This is a genomic window from Allorhizocola rhizosphaerae (assembly GCF_003426775.1).
GTDB classification, from domain to species: Bacteria; Actinomycetota; Actinomycetes; order Mycobacteriales; family Micromonosporaceae; genus Allorhizocola; species Allorhizocola rhizosphaerae.
This window is the reverse complement of sequence record NZ_QJUG01000215.1, coordinates 1-14,357: the sequence shown is the minus strand read 5'-3', so window position 1 is coordinate 14,357 and position 14,357 is coordinate 1. Positions and strand designations below refer to the sequence as shown.

At 67.6% G+C, this 14,357-nt stretch carries 17 protein-coding genes; 8 read left to right on the top strand and 9 right to left on the bottom strand.

Annotated features, from left to right (window positions below):
* Together DM816_RS33065 and DM816_RS33060 are read right to left on the bottom strand one after the other, a co-directional pair.
* On the bottom strand, positions 1-285 hold a 285-nt coding region (locus tag DM816_RS33065), incomplete at its 3' end, for a hypothetical protein (RefSeq protein WP_162908082.1).
* Positions 286-295: 10 nt separating this feature from the next.
* Entirely contained in the window at positions 296-1,189 is an 894-nt protein-coding gene (locus DM816_RS33060) for a maleylpyruvate isomerase family mycothiol-dependent enzyme (protein WP_162908081.1), read from the bottom strand.
* 76 nt (positions 1,190-1,265) lie between these two features.
* Between DM816_RS33060 and DM816_RS33055 the strand changes: the two genes are divergently transcribed.
* Genes DM816_RS33055 through DM816_RS33040 form a run of 4 tightly spaced genes read left to right on the top strand, consistent with a single transcriptional unit; the run spans position 1,266 to position 5,261 of the window.
* Positions 1,266-2,705 (top strand): NCS2 family permease, encoded by a 1,440-nt coding sequence (locus DM816_RS33055; protein ID WP_425455303.1) that lies wholly within the window; start codon positions 1,266-1,268, stop codon positions 2,703-2,705.
* Positions 2,706-2,756: 51 nt separating this feature from the next.
* Positions 2,757-3,182, top strand: coding sequence for a MarR family winged helix-turn-helix transcriptional regulator (locus DM816_RS33050; RefSeq protein ID WP_117214407.1), 426 nt, complete (start codon positions 2,757-2,759; stop codon positions 3,180-3,182).
* Between the two features lie 19 nt (positions 3,183-3,201).
* Positions 3,202-4,500, top strand: a complete 1,299-nt coding sequence (locus tag DM816_RS33045; RefSeq protein WP_117214402.1) for an MFS transporter — start codon at positions 3,202-3,204, stop codon at positions 4,498-4,500.
* An 11-nt stretch (positions 4,501-4,511) separates the two neighbouring features.
* A complete protein-coding gene (locus DM816_RS33040; protein WP_117214406.1) occupies positions 4,512-5,261 on the top strand; it encodes a DUF3027 domain-containing protein in 750 nt (249 codons plus the stop codon).
* Between the two features lie 208 nt (positions 5,262-5,469).
* Here the strand turns inward: DM816_RS33040 and DM816_RS33035 are convergent, their stop codons facing one another.
* The 3 genes from DM816_RS33035 to DM816_RS33025 form a co-directional block, all read right to left on the bottom strand.
* Positions 5,470-6,012 carry a dihydrofolate reductase family protein gene (locus tag DM816_RS33035; protein ID WP_117214401.1) on the bottom strand — a complete coding sequence of 181 codons (543 nt, stop codon included), beginning with the start codon at positions 6,010-6,012 and terminating at the stop codon, positions 5,470-5,472.
* 277 nt (positions 6,013-6,289) lie between these two features.
* A complete protein-coding gene (locus DM816_RS33030; RefSeq protein WP_117214400.1) occupies positions 6,290-6,925 on the bottom strand; it encodes a futalosine hydrolase in 636 nt (211 codons plus the stop codon).
* A 4-nt stretch (positions 6,926-6,929) separates the two neighbouring features.
* Positions 6,930-7,580 carry a hypothetical protein gene (locus DM816_RS33025; protein ID WP_117214399.1) on the bottom strand — a complete coding sequence of 217 codons (651 nt, stop codon included), beginning with the start codon at positions 7,578-7,580 and terminating at the stop codon, positions 6,930-6,932.
* A 45-nt stretch (positions 7,581-7,625) separates the two neighbouring features.
* On the opposite strand from DM816_RS33025, the gene DM816_RS33020 reads away from it, so the two are divergent.
* Together DM816_RS33020 and DM816_RS33015 are read left to right on the top strand one after the other, a co-directional pair.
* The gene (locus tag DM816_RS33020; protein WP_117214405.1) at positions 7,626-7,802 is read left to right on the top strand and encodes a DUF2530 domain-containing protein; all 177 of its coding nucleotides are present in this window, start codon (positions 7,626-7,628) and stop codon (positions 7,800-7,802) included.
* Positions 7,799-8,578, top strand: a complete 780-nt coding sequence (locus DM816_RS33015) for a 1,4-dihydroxy-6-naphtoate synthase (RefSeq protein WP_117214398.1) — start codon at positions 7,799-7,801, stop codon at positions 8,576-8,578. Before DM816_RS33020 ends, DM816_RS33015 begins: the two co-directional genes overlap by 4 nt.
* Here the strand turns inward: DM816_RS33015 and DM816_RS45565 are convergent.
* Positions 8,575-8,973, bottom strand: coding sequence for a cold shock domain-containing protein (locus DM816_RS45565; protein ID WP_117214397.1), 399 nt, complete (start codon positions 8,971-8,973; stop codon positions 8,575-8,577). The genes DM816_RS33015 and DM816_RS45565 overlap by 4 nt on opposite strands.
* 188 nt (positions 8,974-9,161) lie before the next feature.
* On the opposite strand from DM816_RS45565, the gene DM816_RS46115 reads away from it, so the two are divergent.
* Both DM816_RS46115 and DM816_RS33000 read left to right on the top strand, forming a co-directional pair.
* Positions 9,162-11,315: a glycosyl hydrolase family 18 protein gene (locus DM816_RS46115; protein ID WP_117214396.1), complete on the top strand. Its 2,154-nt coding sequence runs from the start codon at positions 9,162-9,164 to the stop codon at positions 11,313-11,315.
* 35 nt (positions 11,316-11,350) lie between these two features.
* The gene (locus DM816_RS33000) at positions 11,351-11,704 is read left to right on the top strand and encodes a DUF1304 domain-containing protein (RefSeq protein ID WP_117214395.1); all 354 of its coding nucleotides are present in this window, start codon (positions 11,351-11,353) and stop codon (positions 11,702-11,704) included.
* Here the strand turns inward: DM816_RS33000 and DM816_RS32995 are convergent.
* The 3 genes from DM816_RS32995 to DM816_RS32985 all read right to left on the bottom strand — a co-directional run.
* Positions 11,687-13,333: a DNA repair helicase XPB gene (locus DM816_RS32995; RefSeq protein WP_117214394.1), complete on the bottom strand. Its 1,647-nt coding sequence runs from the start codon at positions 13,331-13,333 to the stop codon at positions 11,687-11,689. The genes DM816_RS33000 and DM816_RS32995 overlap by 18 nt on opposite strands.
* A gap of 317 nt (positions 13,334-13,650) precedes the next feature.
* Entirely contained in the window at positions 13,651-13,857 is a 207-nt protein-coding gene (locus tag DM816_RS32990) for a hypothetical protein (RefSeq protein ID WP_117214393.1), read from the bottom strand.
* A 73-nt stretch (positions 13,858-13,930) separates the two neighbouring features.
* The coding region (locus DM816_RS32985; RefSeq protein WP_162908080.1) for a WYL domain-containing protein at positions 13,931-14,357 on the bottom strand (427 nt) is incomplete at its 5' end.

The window sequence follows — 14,357 nt, the reverse complement described above, 5'->3', positions numbered from 1 at the left end:
CCGATGCACCGCGAACTGGGCCACGGTGTCGCGCGCCGAGGACAGCGCCTCGGACGCCACCTTGGCCACGGCGACCCACGGCGGGCCGGCGGGCGGCGCGGGCGCGAGGGCGCGCTCCAGCCGGTCGAGCGTGCGCTGCTCCAACCACGTCTGCTTGACCTGCTCGGCACGCTGGCGCACCGACTCGACAACCTCGTCCCCACAGATCACGGCGGCGATCGCTGCGGGCATGCCGACGAGCGCGATCACTCCGAGTGTGAGGGGCAATGCGCTATCTGTCGCCACGTCTGACACCCTACTGCGTGGCGGCGGTTAATAGCTGCCGCATTTGCGCCACCTGGGCACCCTCCCCATGGATGGTCACGCCGGACTCCGACCGCCGCCAAAGCCAGCGCACCACGGCCTCCGGCGTGCCACTGATCTGGGCACGAGCGGGCGCATCGGTCACCGCCAGATCAATGGTTTTGGCATCCCAGCTGACGAGCCACCGGCACGGCGAGGCGACCGACGCCACAAGGCTGTGTGGAGCCATCGCAGCGCCGGGAGAAGGGGACGCGGCAGAAGCCGGAGGCGCCGCGGCGTGGCGCGGAAGCTGCGCGGCGCCGGGAGGGGGTGGCCCGGCCGGGGCGGTCGTGCTGGATGAGGGGAACGCGGCGGGAAGGGCAAGGATGGCAACCGATCCGGGGCCGGCGGACAGCGGCTCGGTGAAGTCTTCGGGCCACGCCCGGCTGGCCCAGGCCAGGAACACCTGAAGGACCTCATCGATGCCGTCGAGCGCGAGCTCATCGGCGATGGGCAGGCAGTCAACCCCGGCCGCGAGCTCGCCGTCGATGCGGTGGATGACGGTCTCGTGCGCCATGCGACGCATCCAGAAACCCACCGTCTGATCCGGCTCGTAGAACGTGTATGCCGGCGACTCCGCAGGCCTGGCGGCGAACTCGGCCACCAGCTCTCGGTAGGCCCGGTCGAGCACCGCCATGGTCGGCTCGCCGGACAGATCGGGCGGCCAGGGCCGGGGCAGCTTGCCCTGCCGCATGCACTCCACTTTGTGCAGATAGACCCGGGCAACGTGCCCCACGAGGTCGTCGACCGTCCACTCCGGACAGGTCGGAACCCGGGCGGACAGCCGGCCCGCGCACACGGAGGCCAGCCGCTGATAGTCGGCCGCGAGATGTGTCAAGTAATCCACGCGCGCATTCCACCACCCGGGTATGACAACATGCGCGCATGAGTGAGCGCCTACGCAGACGCTGCGGCGAACCCGCTTGCGAACCGTGCCGGGCCGTCCTCCGAACGGCGGTTTCGTCGTGAGCCGGCTCGATCGCTATTTCGAGATCTCCGCACGCGGGTCGACGCTGTCCCGTGAGGTGCGCGGTGGTCTGGCCACCTTCTTCACGATGGCCTACATCGTGGTGCTCAACCCGCTGATCCTCAACAGAGTCACGGACGGCCAGGGCGGCAAACTGGGCATCGCCGCGGTGGCCGCGGCGACAGCCCTGGTCGCGGGCGTGATGACGATCCTGATGGGCGTGGTCGCGCGGTTCCCGCTCGCGCTCGCGGCCGGGCTGGGCGTCAACGCCATGGTCGCATTTGAGATCGCGCCCAAGATGACATGGGCCGACGCCATGGGCCTGGTGGTGATCGAAGGTCTGATCATCGCCGTGCTGGTGCTGACCGGATTGCGTACCGCCATTTTCCACAGCGTGCCGACCCAGTTGAAGACCGCGATCGGGGTCGGGATCGGCCTGTTCCTCGCGCTCATCGGCTTCGTGGACGCGGGCTTTGTGACTTCCACCGGGAACCCTTCTCCCCCAATCGGTTTGGGCATCGGCGGGAAGCTCATCACGTGGCCTGGCCTGGTCTTCGTGGTCGGCCTGCTGCTCACGATCGTGCTTCTCGTCCGCAAGGTGAGGGGTGCGATCCTGATCGGCATCCTGTCGACCACCGTGCTGGCCATCATCGTGGAGGCGATCGCCAAGCTCGGACAGGGCGGGCGCGGCTGGAGCCTGAACGTGCCCAAGGTACCGGATAAATTGTTTTCGGCTCCTGATCTTTCTCTGCTCGGTCAGTTCAACCTCTTCGACTCGTGGCGCACGGCCGGGCCGGTCATCTGCGCGATGTTCGTATTCACGCTCTTAATTACCGACTTTTTCGACACAATGGGGACGATGGTCGCGGTCGGTCAGGAGGGCGGCTTGGTCACGCAGGACGGTTCCGTCCCGCGGGCACGCGAGATCCTGCTCGTCGACTCGCTCGCCGCGGCGGCCGGCGGGGCCGCGAGCACGTCGAGCAACACGTCGTACATCGAGAGTGCGGCGGGTGTCGCCGAGGGCGCGCGCACGGGCTTTGCCAACCTGGTGACCGGTGGCCTGTTCCTGGTCGCGATGTTCCTGGCGCCGCTGGTGACGATCGTGCCGTTCGAGGCGGCCTCGACCGCGCTCGTGGTCGTGGGTTTCCTCATGATGATCGGGATCAAGACCATCGAGTGGAGCGACTACGAGATCGCCATCCCGGCGTTCCTGACGATCGTGGTGATGCCGTTCACGTACTCGATTGCCAATGGCATCGGCGCCGGTCTGATTACATATACGCTCATCAAAGTCGTGCGAGGCAAGCCGCGCGAGGTGCACCCGCTGCTGTGGGTGGTCTCGGCGCTTTTCGTGCTGTATTTCGCGCGCGGCGTGACCGAACTCATGTTTGTTTAGCAAAGCTAATTAGCTAGCCTAAGGATCGTGGAGTTGGTGATGGCGAAACCGATGACACCGGAGCAGCTGACGGTGCGCCTACGCGACGCCATCACCAGGCTCAACCGACGTCTGCGTCAGGAACGCCCCGTCGGCGATCTCACGATGACCCAACTGTCCGCGCTCACCAGCCTGCGCCTCGGCGGCGCGCTCACCCCCCGGGAGCTCGCCGACCTGGAGCGGGTGCAACCGCCCACGATGACCAAGATCGTGAGCAAGCTGGAGGAGCGCGGCCTGGTCCAGCGCAGCCCGCACCCGACCGACGGCCGCCAGGTGCTTCTAGCACCAACCGAGCAGGGTTTGGAGATGCTGTCCTTCTATGAGAAGGCGCGCGATGAGTGGCTCGCCGCACGGCTGGCCGAACTGACGCCCGACGAACGAGAAACGGTCGCCCGGGCATCGTCCATTTTGGAGGGGCTTGCCCGGCACGGAAGGTAACTAAGGAGGCGCTTCCAGCGTGCGGGCGCGTTTAAGCACGACGTTCCAATCCCTCACGGTCCGCAACTATCGACTGTTCGCAAGTGGTCAGCTGGTCAAGCTGATCGGTGTCTGGATGATGTACATAGCCCAGGACTGGCTGGTCCTGGAGCTGTCCAACGATTCGGCGACCGCCCTCGGCATCGTCACCGCACTCCAGTTCATCCCGGTCATGGTGCTCACGCTCTACGCGGGCAAGCTCGCCGACCGGTTCGACAAGCGCAAGCTTCTGATCTTTTCCAACGGTGCGTGGGCCGGGCTCGCGATCGTGCAGGCCGTTCTTGTCGCCACGGGCTCGATCGAGCTCTGGATGATTATGATCTTCGCCTTGCTCCTGGGCGTCGCGCAGGCCATCGAGACGCCCGTGCGGCAGTCGTTCGTGTCCGAACTCGTGGGAAAGACGTTGCTGCCCAATGCCCTGTCGCTGTCGGCCGCCACGTTCCAGACGGCCCGCATCACCGGTCCCGCGCTCGCCGGTGTGGCCATTGCCGGGCTGGGCACCGGACCAGTGTTCCTGATCGCGACCGTCTTGGCCGTGGCGCCCGTGTTCGCGCAGATCCGCATGGACCCGCTCGCGCTGCACCGCGGCCGGCCCACGCCCAAGCAGGACGCGAAAATCGTTGATGGACTGCGCTATGTGCGGCAGCGGCACGACCTGCTCCTGCCGATGGTGACCATCGCCGTGATCGCCATGTTCGGGTACAACTTCCAGCTCACGCTCGCGCTGCTGGCCAAGACGGTGTTCAACACCGACGCGGCCACGTTCGGGTTGTTCAACACGGCGCTGGCGGTCGGCGCGCTCGGCGGGGCACTCGCCGGCACGTGGCGGCGCAGCCGCCCGTCGGTCTATCTGTTCCTGTGGGCGGCGATCGGGTTCGGCGTGCTGGCGGTCATGGTCGGCCTGGCCGACTCGGTGTGGCTGGCCCTGCTGCTGCTCGTGCCGACCGGGTTCAGCACCGTCTTCCTTGGACAGGCCGCCAACCAGCGGATTCAGCTGGGAGTCGAGGGCGCCTACCGAGGCCGGGTGATGGCCCTCTATGTGTTGATCTTTATGGGTACCGCGCCCGTAGGCTCGATGGTCATCAGTTGGATCGCCGAGACGTTCGGCGCACAGGCGAGCATCTGGTTGGGCGGCGCCGTCTCACTGGCCGCCGCGGTCGCCGCGCTGGTCTGGCAGCTGCGCCATTCGGGCGAAAAGCTGTCGTTCGAGATCCGGCCGATCCCGAAGGTGCGCGTGGTGGAAAGCGTGGTGGAGCGGGACAAGGTGCTCGTCACCTGAGTTGTGCCAGAATAGCGAGCGTGACCAGGATCGCCTCCCCTAAAATCGACCAGATCTGCGCCGCCGCGGTGGAGTTGGCGCGCGCAGCGATCACCGAGGACCCTGCTCACGTTGGCGAGCATCTGACCTTCGCGGCCGAGGGCGACCGGCTCGTCACCCACTACTTCGCCTGCGAGCTGCCCGGCTACCGGGGCTGGCGCTGGGCCGTGACGGTCACCCGGGTGGCGCGCAGCAAGCACGTCACGGTGTGCGAGACGGTGCTGCTACCCGGGCCCGAGGCATTGCTCGCGCCCGGCTGGGTGCCGTGGCACGAGCGGCTGCACCCGGGCGATCTGGGCGTGGGCGACCTGCTGCCCACCCCGGCCGAGGACGACCGGCTCGTGCCGGGCTACACGCTGTCGGGCGATCCTGCCGTTGACGAGGCGGTGTGGGAGCTGGGCCTGGGCCGATCGCGCGTCATGTCGCCACTGGGCCGGTCCGAGACCGCCGAAAGGTGGTATGAGGGCGACGCCGGCCCCGACGCACCGATCTCGCAGGCCGCCCCGCGCGCGGCGCGCTGCGTGTCGTGCGGCTTCTATCTGCAGCTGGCCGGTTCGCTGGGCCGCATGTTCGGGGTGTGCGGCAACGTCTACACGCCCGATGACGGCAAGGTCGTCTCGCGCGACCACGGCTGCGGCGGGCACTCCGAGATCCTGATCGAGGAGACCACGCTCCCGGCCCCGCCGACCATCTACGACGACAACGTGGTGGACAGCATCTAGTGCGGTGACCACGAAGGTCGGCCGGATTTTGTGACACGCCGGTGGATAGGCGGGGTTCTGGGAGGGCGGGGTTTTCACGCTCGTTAGCGATGTGATCGTTGTCGAGGTGAAGGGCCGGGGTGATGACCAAGCGTTCATCGACCCCAAGCTGCCTGATCACACCCGGCGAACGTTCAGGGACAACGCTGTAGCCGTTGGAGGGCTGCGCCTACTTTCGCACGCGGAAGCGGAGCATGGTGACGGCGCCCAACTGGGTGTTGCTGAAAGGTTCCAGGTCGATCCTGCCGAGGCCTGGAGGCGAGAAACGGACACCGTCGCCGAGCAGCAGCGGTAGGACATACACCAGGATCTCGTCGACGAGCCCGCGCTGCAGACACTGGGCGGCCACATCGGCACCGAGGATCTCCAAGTTCTTGCCGCCCGCGGCGCTGCGTGCCGTGGCAACGGCTTGCTCAAGTCCACAGGTGAGGAATGTGACGTCAGGGTCCGGCTCGGCGGGGGGATTGTGGGTGAGGACGAATTGTGCTCCCCCGTCATAGCTGGTGTCCTGGTCGGCCATACGCTTGCCGACCTCGTAAGTACCCCGGCCGATGAGCATGGCGCCCGTGGCCGCCATGACCTCCGGGACCGTATCCGCCGTCATGTACTCGAAGATCCAGTCCATCGCGTCGCCAGGACCGGCGATGAAGCCGTCCAGCGACATCACCCTGTTCACGACCACCTTGCCAGTGACGGTGCCTACATCACTCATACGTTTCTCCAAGGATCTTGGAAACCCAGGTCGAATCCTAGTGTGGCGGGCGGGAGGGCCAGGGCGAGAGTTGCACGCGCGCGGTGGCGCAACGCGAACAGACCGGCACCCGGATGTGCCGGCCCGCAGTGTCGCGAACGTGCTCGGGTACGGCGTGAACGACACGCCGGTGCGGTCGCCCTCGGTCCCGGACTGAGTGACCAAACCCTGTGATCGTTTGTGGTCAGCGCACCAGCCGGATCGGTCGGTGCGCCTGCGGCGAAACGCGCCGCGACGGCTACGACGACAACGTGGTCGACAGCAGCTGAGCGGCCTTCGTCAAGGCATCCAGCGCGCCGCCGATCTGCCAGGCCGAGCGGTCGCGCGGGCCGACAAGGTTGGAAATCGTGCGCAGCTCGGCGAACGGGATGTCGGCCTGCGTCGCGGCGACCGCGACGCCGTAACCCTCCATGCCCTCCGCGATCGCGTTCGGGTACCGCTCGATCATCCAGGCGGTGCGTTCGCTTGTGCCCGTCACCGTGTTCACCGTCACGACATCGCCCACGACGGCCTCGGCGATGCTCCCGCGCAGCACGGTCAGCAGCCCGGGGTCGGCCGGGATCGTCGCCGAACCACCGAAGCCCAGGTCATCGAGGCTGATGAAGCCCTCCGGCGACTCGGCGCCCAGGTCGGCCGCGATGCTGCGCACGGCGAGCACGATGCCGCCCAGCGGCACGCCGAGCCCGCCCCCGATGCCGAAGCTGATCACGCCGGTGTAGCGCCCGTCGGCGAGCGTGAGCAGGCGTGCCGTGCCGGCGGCGGCCGCGGCCATGCCCACGCCCACCGGCGCGACCATGATCGGGCTGTCGGAGGGAAGCCCCTTGCGCACGGCTTCGGCTTCGGCGGGCACGGCAGTCACGATCAGCAAGCTCATGGCTTCAATCATCCAGGGATGACGGGCGGTACACGGTGTAGCCCTCGGGCTGAGGCGGCGGATGTGGTGTTTGTCGCGGCACGACCGGCTGTTCACGCGGCGTGCCGGGCACGCGCAGCGCGAGCACGAGGCCGATGAGCAGCAGCCCGGCCGTGAGCCACAGCGGGAACGCGGGCACGAACAGGCCCACCACGAGACCCGCGCCACCCGTGAACACGCCGAGCAGGAGCCCGGCCAGCGCGGCCCGCCACAGCGCTCGCGCCCATGCGGTCGCGATGACGCATGCCAGCAGGGCCACGGCCAGGGCCGCGACAATCGGCAGCCACACCAGCGCCAGCCCGGCGAGCTGCAGCACGATCAGGGCCACGATGGTCCACCGATTGCGCAGCCACACGCCCAGGCCGAGCCCGATCGCCACGACCGGGATGGCCCACAGCCAGTTCAGCGGCCCACGCCACACGACCAACCCGGCGGCCAACGTCATGTGCGCGGCAACCGTCACGAACAACACGTCCAGGAGGCGGGCCAGCTGCGGCGAGGCGGTCACGCCGATCGTGCGCTGGCGATATGTCTGCAGGGCCAGCCAGCGCACGCCGCCGAGCAGCACTTGCAACGTGGCGAGGACCACGCGCAGCACCCGTGTGAGGATCGGCATGGATAGCATCTTGCCGTGTCCAAGCTTCAGCCGCTCGACCCGCCGATGGTGCCGTTCGCGATCGGTGGGATCGTGGCGTTCGCGCTCGCCGGCCTCGCTGTCTGGCTCGCGAACGGCCCGTCGAGCTGGCTGTGGATCTGCCTGGCCGGTTTCGTGTGGGGGTTCGTCGGACTGGCCGCGATGATCCCGCACGACCGGAAACGAAGGGGACGTCATCAGTGAAGATTGCCTTTTCGCCGTGCCCCAATGACACGTTCGTGTTTCATGCGCTCGTGCATGGGCTCGTGCCGGGTGCGCCGGAGTTTGACGTGACGTTCGCCGATGTCGACGTGACCAACACAGCGGCCCTGGACGGGCGGTTCGACCTCGTCAAGGTGAGCTATGCCGCGCTGCCGTGGCTGCTGGAGGACTATCGGTTGGTCCCGTGCGGCGGGGCGCTCGGGCGCGGGTGCGGGCCGCTGGTGGTGACGCGGCCGGGCCAGCGCATCGAAACGGTCGCCGTGCCGGGGGATCGGACCACGGCCTATCTGCTCTTCCGCTTGTGGGCCTCAACCCCGTACCAGATAAAGGTTATTCCCTTTAATGAGATCATGCCCGGTGTCGCAAGTGGACGGTTCGACGCGGGCCTGGTCATCCACGAGGCGCGCTTCACCTACCAGCGCTACGGCCTGACCAGCGTCGTCGACCTCGGGCAGTGGTGGGAGGAGCAGACCGGCCTGCCGATCCCACTGGGCGCGATCATCGCCCGGCCGTCGCTTGTGGACGATGCGACCGGCTGGATCCGCCAGAGCGTGCGGATGGCGTGGGCGGATCCCGCGATGTCGCGAGACTTCGTCAAGCGGCACGCGCAGGAGATGGACGACGACGTGATCGACGGCCACATTTCCTTGTATGTCAACAACTTCACCGAAGATCTGGGCGCCGAGGGACGCGAAGCGGCCCGGGTCCTGCTGACCCGGGCCGCCGACGCGAATCTTGTCCCCGCGGTTGACCTCTAAACTTCCAATTCTTTGGCGATGACGTGCAGCGCCTCAGCGATCTTGTGTGAGATCTTCCTATCCGGGAACCGGCCACGCTTGAGGTCCGGAAGGATCTTCGCCTCCAACACTTTGATCATGTCTTCGATCAAGGTGTTGAGCTCGTCGGCGGGCCGCCGCGAACGCTGCCGTTCCGCCTCCGCCAAGGACGGTGGCGCCTCAAGCACCTTGACCTGCAAGGCCTGGTCACCCTTGCGGCCCGCCGCGATGCCGAACTCGACCTTCTGACCGGGCTTCAGCTCGGCTATCCCGGTGGGCAGGGCAGCCTTGTGCACGAAGACGTCGTCTCCGTCATCACGGGTGAGGAATCCAAATCCCTTATCCGTGTCGTACCACTTCACACGACCCGTAGGCACTGCTGTACACCTGCTTCTTTTTCTTGTAGACGTTCCTACAGGTTAGCGATCGGGTTTAGTGTGCCCAACTTGAATCGCCTTAAGCCATCCCGGTCGATATTGACTTCCCACCATCATGAGACTAAAGTCACCTTCACTTTTAGGAAAGTTAACTAATTCTTTCTCCGGCACGGAACGGGAGTCAGCTGATGAAACGCGTCCTCCTGGTGCTGTCACTGATCGTGACCGGCACCCTCGTCGCCACACCGCAAGCCAGCGCGGCCGAGTTGGCCGTCAACGGTGGGTTCGAAACCGGGGCCCTCTCCCCGTGGTCGTGCAGCCTCGGCAGCGTCGTGTCCAGCCCGGTCCACTCGGGCACACGGGCTCTGCAGGGCGCGGCGTCCGCATCGGACAACGCCAAGTGCACGCAGAACATCTCCGGCCTGGTGTCGGGCACCTCCTACACCCTGTCGGGATGGTTCCGGGGCAACTACACCTACCTCGGCATCACCGGCAGCTCGTCCACGTGGACCCCCGGCGGCACAACCTGGACCCAGCTCACGCTGACCTTCACGGCCAGCGGCAGCAGCGCCCAGATCTATACCCATGGTTGGTACGGCCAGGGAACCTACTGGGCCGACGGCATCTCGCTGCAGGGCCAGGGCGGGGGCGGCGGTGACACCACGCCACCGAGCAACGTGACCGGCCTGACCAGCCCCAGCAAGACCAGCACGTCGATCGCGTTGAGCTGGAACGCCGCGACCGACAACGTCGGCGTGACGGGATACAACATCTACCGCAACGGCGCGGCCAGCCCGACCGGCACGTCCAGCGGGACGACGTTTACCGACACCGGCCTCACGCCCAGCACGACCTACACATACACGGTCAAGGCGCGCGACGCGGCCGGCAACGTGAGCACGGCGCACAGCAACCAGATCTCGGTGACCACGAACGCGACGGGCGGCGACACCAGCCCGCCAACGACACCCGGCAACTTCAGGGTCACCAGCACCACCAACACCAGCATCGCCCTGGCCTGGAACGCCTCCACGGACAACGTCGGCGTGACGGGGTACGAGCTGTCGCGCGGCGGCACGGTGCTGACCACGACCACCTCACTGTCCTACACGGACAGTGGGCGCACGGCATGCACCAGCTATGGCTACTCGGTGCGCGCGCGGGACGCGGCCGGAAACTGGTCCAACCCGGCCACGGTCAGCGGCACCACCACCGGCTGCACGGGCGGCGGCAACAAGCTGCTCGGCTACTTCGTCCAGTGGGGCGTGTACCAGCGCAACTACCACGTGAAGAACATCCACACCAGCGGCTCGGCCGCCAAGCTGACGCACATCAACTACGCGTTCGGCAACGTCCAAGGTGGACAGTGCACGATCGGTGACTCGTACGCCGACTACGACCGCTTCTACAGCGCGGCCGAGAGCGTCGACGGCGTGGCCGACACGTGGGACGCGGGCGCGCTGCGCGGCAACTTCGGCCAGCTCAAGCGGCTCAAGCGGATGTACCCGAACCTCAAGGTGCTGTTCTCGTTCGGCGGCTGGACCTGGTCCGGCGGATTCGGGCAGGCCGTGCAGAACCCGACCGCGTTCGCCAACTCCTGCTACAACCTCGTGAACGACCCGCGCTGGGCCGGTGTCTTCGACGGCATCGACCTGGACTGGGAGTACCCGAACGCGTGCGGCCTGACGTGTGACACCAGCGGTTTCGCCTCGTTCCGCACCATGATGCAGGCGATGCGGGCCCGGTTCGGCAGCCAGCTGGTGACCGCCGCCATCACGGCCGACGGCACCACGGGCGGCAAGCAGGACGCGGCCGACTACGCGGGCGCGGCGCAGTACGTCGACTGGTACAACGTCATGACGTACGACTTCTTCGGCGCCTTCGACGCCGACGGCCCGACCGCACCGCATTCGGCGCTGTCCTGCTACTCCGGCATGCCGATCGCGGGCTTCTGCACCGAGAACGCCATCTCGCACCTGCGCGGCAAGGGCATCCCGGCGTCGAAACTGTTGCCGGGCATCGGGTTCTACGGGCGCGGCTGGACCGGCGTCACGCAGAGCGCGCCCGGCGGCTCGGCCACTGGAGCGGCACCCGGCACCTATGAGGCCGGCATCGAGGACTACAAGGTGCTCGTGGGCCGCTGCCCGGCCACCGGAACCGTCGGTGGCACGGCATACGCCCACTGCGGCAACCAGTGGTGGAGCTACGACACGCCGAGCACCATCGCCGGCAAGATGAGCTGGACCCGCGGTCAGGCCCTTGGCGGCGCGTTCTTCTGGGAGTTGTCCGGTGACACGACCGGCGGCACGCTCATCACGGCCATGAAGAACGGCCTGGGCTAGTGCGGATTCTGCGCAACCGCGTTCATACTGCGACTATGAACGCGGTTGCGCAGACCTTCGCCCTGTTCGCGGGCGTCGTCCACATCGGGATCTTTCTCCTGGAGAGCGTGCTGTTCACCCGGCCCAACGTCTCGCGGGCCTTCTCGGGTGGCGCGCCGGTCACGCCGCAGCTGCGCACTTTCGCGTTCAATCAGGGGTTCTACAACCTGTTCCTCGCGGTCGGCGCGATCGGCGGGGTGATCGCCAACAACCCGGCCATCGCACTGTTTTCGTGCGCGTGCATGCTCGGTGCGGGAGTCGTGTTGCTGGCCTCGCAGGCGCGCCTGTGGCGCGGTGCGCTCGCCCAGATCCTGCCCGCGGGTGCGGCCCTGCTAGCTGCTCTCTTCTAGGCTGCTCGCGTCGACGATGGTGTAGCCGTAGCCCTGCTCGGCCAGGAACCGCTGCCGGTGTGCGGCATATTCGGTGTCGATGGTGTCGCGCGAGACGACCGTGTAGAAGTGCGCCTGCCGCCCGTCCTGCTTGGGTCGCAAGATGCGGCCGAGCCGCTGGGCTTCCTCCTGGCGCGAGCCGAACGTGCCCGACACCTGGATGGCCACCGTCGCCTCCGGCAGGTCGATCGAGAAGTTGCCCACTTTGGACAGGATGAGCGTCTTCATCCGACCCTCGCGGAACTCGTCGAACAGCCGCTCCCGCTCCTTGTTGGTGGTGCCACCGTGGATCAGCGGCACGTCGAGGTGCTCGGCCAGCTCGTGCAGTTGGTCGAGATAGGCGCCGATGACCAGCACCTGATCGCCCGCGTGGCGGGCGACGAGGGCCTCGACGATCGGGAGTTTGGTGCGCGCGGTGGCCGCGACCCGGTATCGCTCCTCGGGCTCGGCGACCGCGTAGGCCATGCGCTCGTCGTCGGTCAGGGTCGCGCGGACCTCCGTGCAGTCGGCGGGCGCGATCCAGCCCTGGGCCTCGATGTCGCGCCACGGTGCGTCGTAGCGCTTCGGCCCAATCAGGCTGAACACGTCGCCCTCCTTGCCGTCCTCGCGCACGAGCGTGGCGGTCAGCCCGAGCCGCCGCCGCGCCTGCAGGTCGGCCGTGAACCGGAACATGGGCGCCGGCAACAGGTGCACCTCGTCGTAGATGATCAGACCCCAGTCGCGGGCGTCGAACACATTGAGGTGTGGGAATGTCCCACCGCGCCGGGTGGTGAGCACCTGATAGGTGGCGATCGTGACCGGCCTGATCTCCTTGCGCTCGCCCGAGTATTCGCCGACTTCGCCGTCCGTCAGCGACGTGCGGGCCAGCAGCTCGCGCTTCCACTGCCGCCCGGCGACCGTGTTGGTCACCAGGATCAGCGTGGTCGCGGACGCCTCCGCCATCGCGGCCGCGCCGACCAGCGTCTTGCCCGCGCCACATGGAAGCACCACCACGCCCGAGCCGCCCGCCCAGAACGACTCCACCGCCTCCCTCTGGTATGACCGCAGGTGCCAGCCGTCCTGCCGCAGCTCGATCGCGTGCGCCTCGCCGTCGACGTAGCCCGCGAGATCCTCCGCCGGCCAGCCGAGCTTGAGCAGGGCCTGCTTGAGCCGGCCGCGCTCGGACGGGTGCACCATGATCGTGTCCGGGTCGAGGTGCGTGCCGAGCATGCCGGCCAGCTTCTTCGACTTGGCCACCTCGACCAGCACCGCGCGATCGAGGCCGCGCAGCACCAGGCCGTGCGCGGGGTCGTTGACCAGTTGCAGACGGCCGTAACGGTCCATGGTTTCCGCGACATCAACCAAAAGCGCATGCGGTACCGGGTAACGGCTGAACCGCAGCAGGGCGTCGACCACCTGTTCGGCGTCGTGCCCGGCGGCGCGCGCATTCCACAGCCCCAGCGGGGTGAGCCGGTAGGTGTGCACGTGCTCCGGCGAACGCTCCAGCTCGGCGAACGGGGCGATGGCCATGCGGCACGCGGTCGCGTCGGGGTGGTCGACCTCGAGCAGGAGGGTCTTGTCGGACTGGACGATCAGCGGCCCGTTGGTCATCGCTCAAGTCTGCCAGCCCACGGCGCGAGTTGCCTGAACGGACCGAATCGGCCGGACGAACGTACCGATTTATAGATCGAGAACAACCGTTTAGCGCCGTCCAGGTGTCTAGAAATTTGTATGTGCGTTCGGGCAGACGGATCTCGGGGGTCCCAACGGGGGAGCGCAATTTCCGCGAGCGCGGATCGCCCGGCGGTGTCTGGACTGAGCGATCTTTGATCCACGAAGTGGTCAAGATCGGGAGGGAAGACGGCGCCATCCAGGGCGATCCGCCCGCGACTTGCTTTAGCAGGAGCAAAAAGCGCAGCTGGGGCCGCCTAGCTCCGCTTCAGCAGGACACCCACGATCGAGACGATGACCAGGAGCAGCAGTCCGCTGCCCACCGACTCGCCGGCCGCGTCGAGCACGTGCCGGTCGAGGGCCAGCCAGGCGAAGAAGAACCACGCCACGAGTCCCGCCGCGACCGCCAGCACGGCGATCCTGACGGGTCGAGAGATGCCCGTTTCGGACTCCCGTTCGGTCATCCACCCAGACTGTCATCCCGCGCCCGCGACTGCCCAGACTTCTACCCCTTTCGCAGCACGAGCAAGCGGGCCGTCACGCAGTGTCGGCGGGCGCCGCGGCGGTGATCCGGTGCAGGGCGAACGTGTGGAGCATCTGGGTGCGGTCGTCCTCGGCGCGCAGGTATCCCGCGCCGATCGACACCGGTCGGACCAGGCGCGAGGCCGCGGCCCCGTGGGCGTCCACGTATCCCACCCACACCTTGACCTTGTCGCGCACCGCCTGCTGCAGCACCGAAAGCGCGTGGCTGTGCGCCTGCACCGCGGTCAGGCTGGACATCGGGTGCCCCGCGGCCGCGCGCACCGAGTCGGGTGCCCGCCGCGCCACGCGAATCCGCTCGTCGCCCCGCCGCAGCTCCTCGACCACGCCCAACAGCCGCGCCGGCGAGATCGGGAAGTCGGGCTGCGGCATCATGCCCGGCCGCCCGGGTGCCCGCCGCACGCGCGGCCGGGCCAGCACGGCG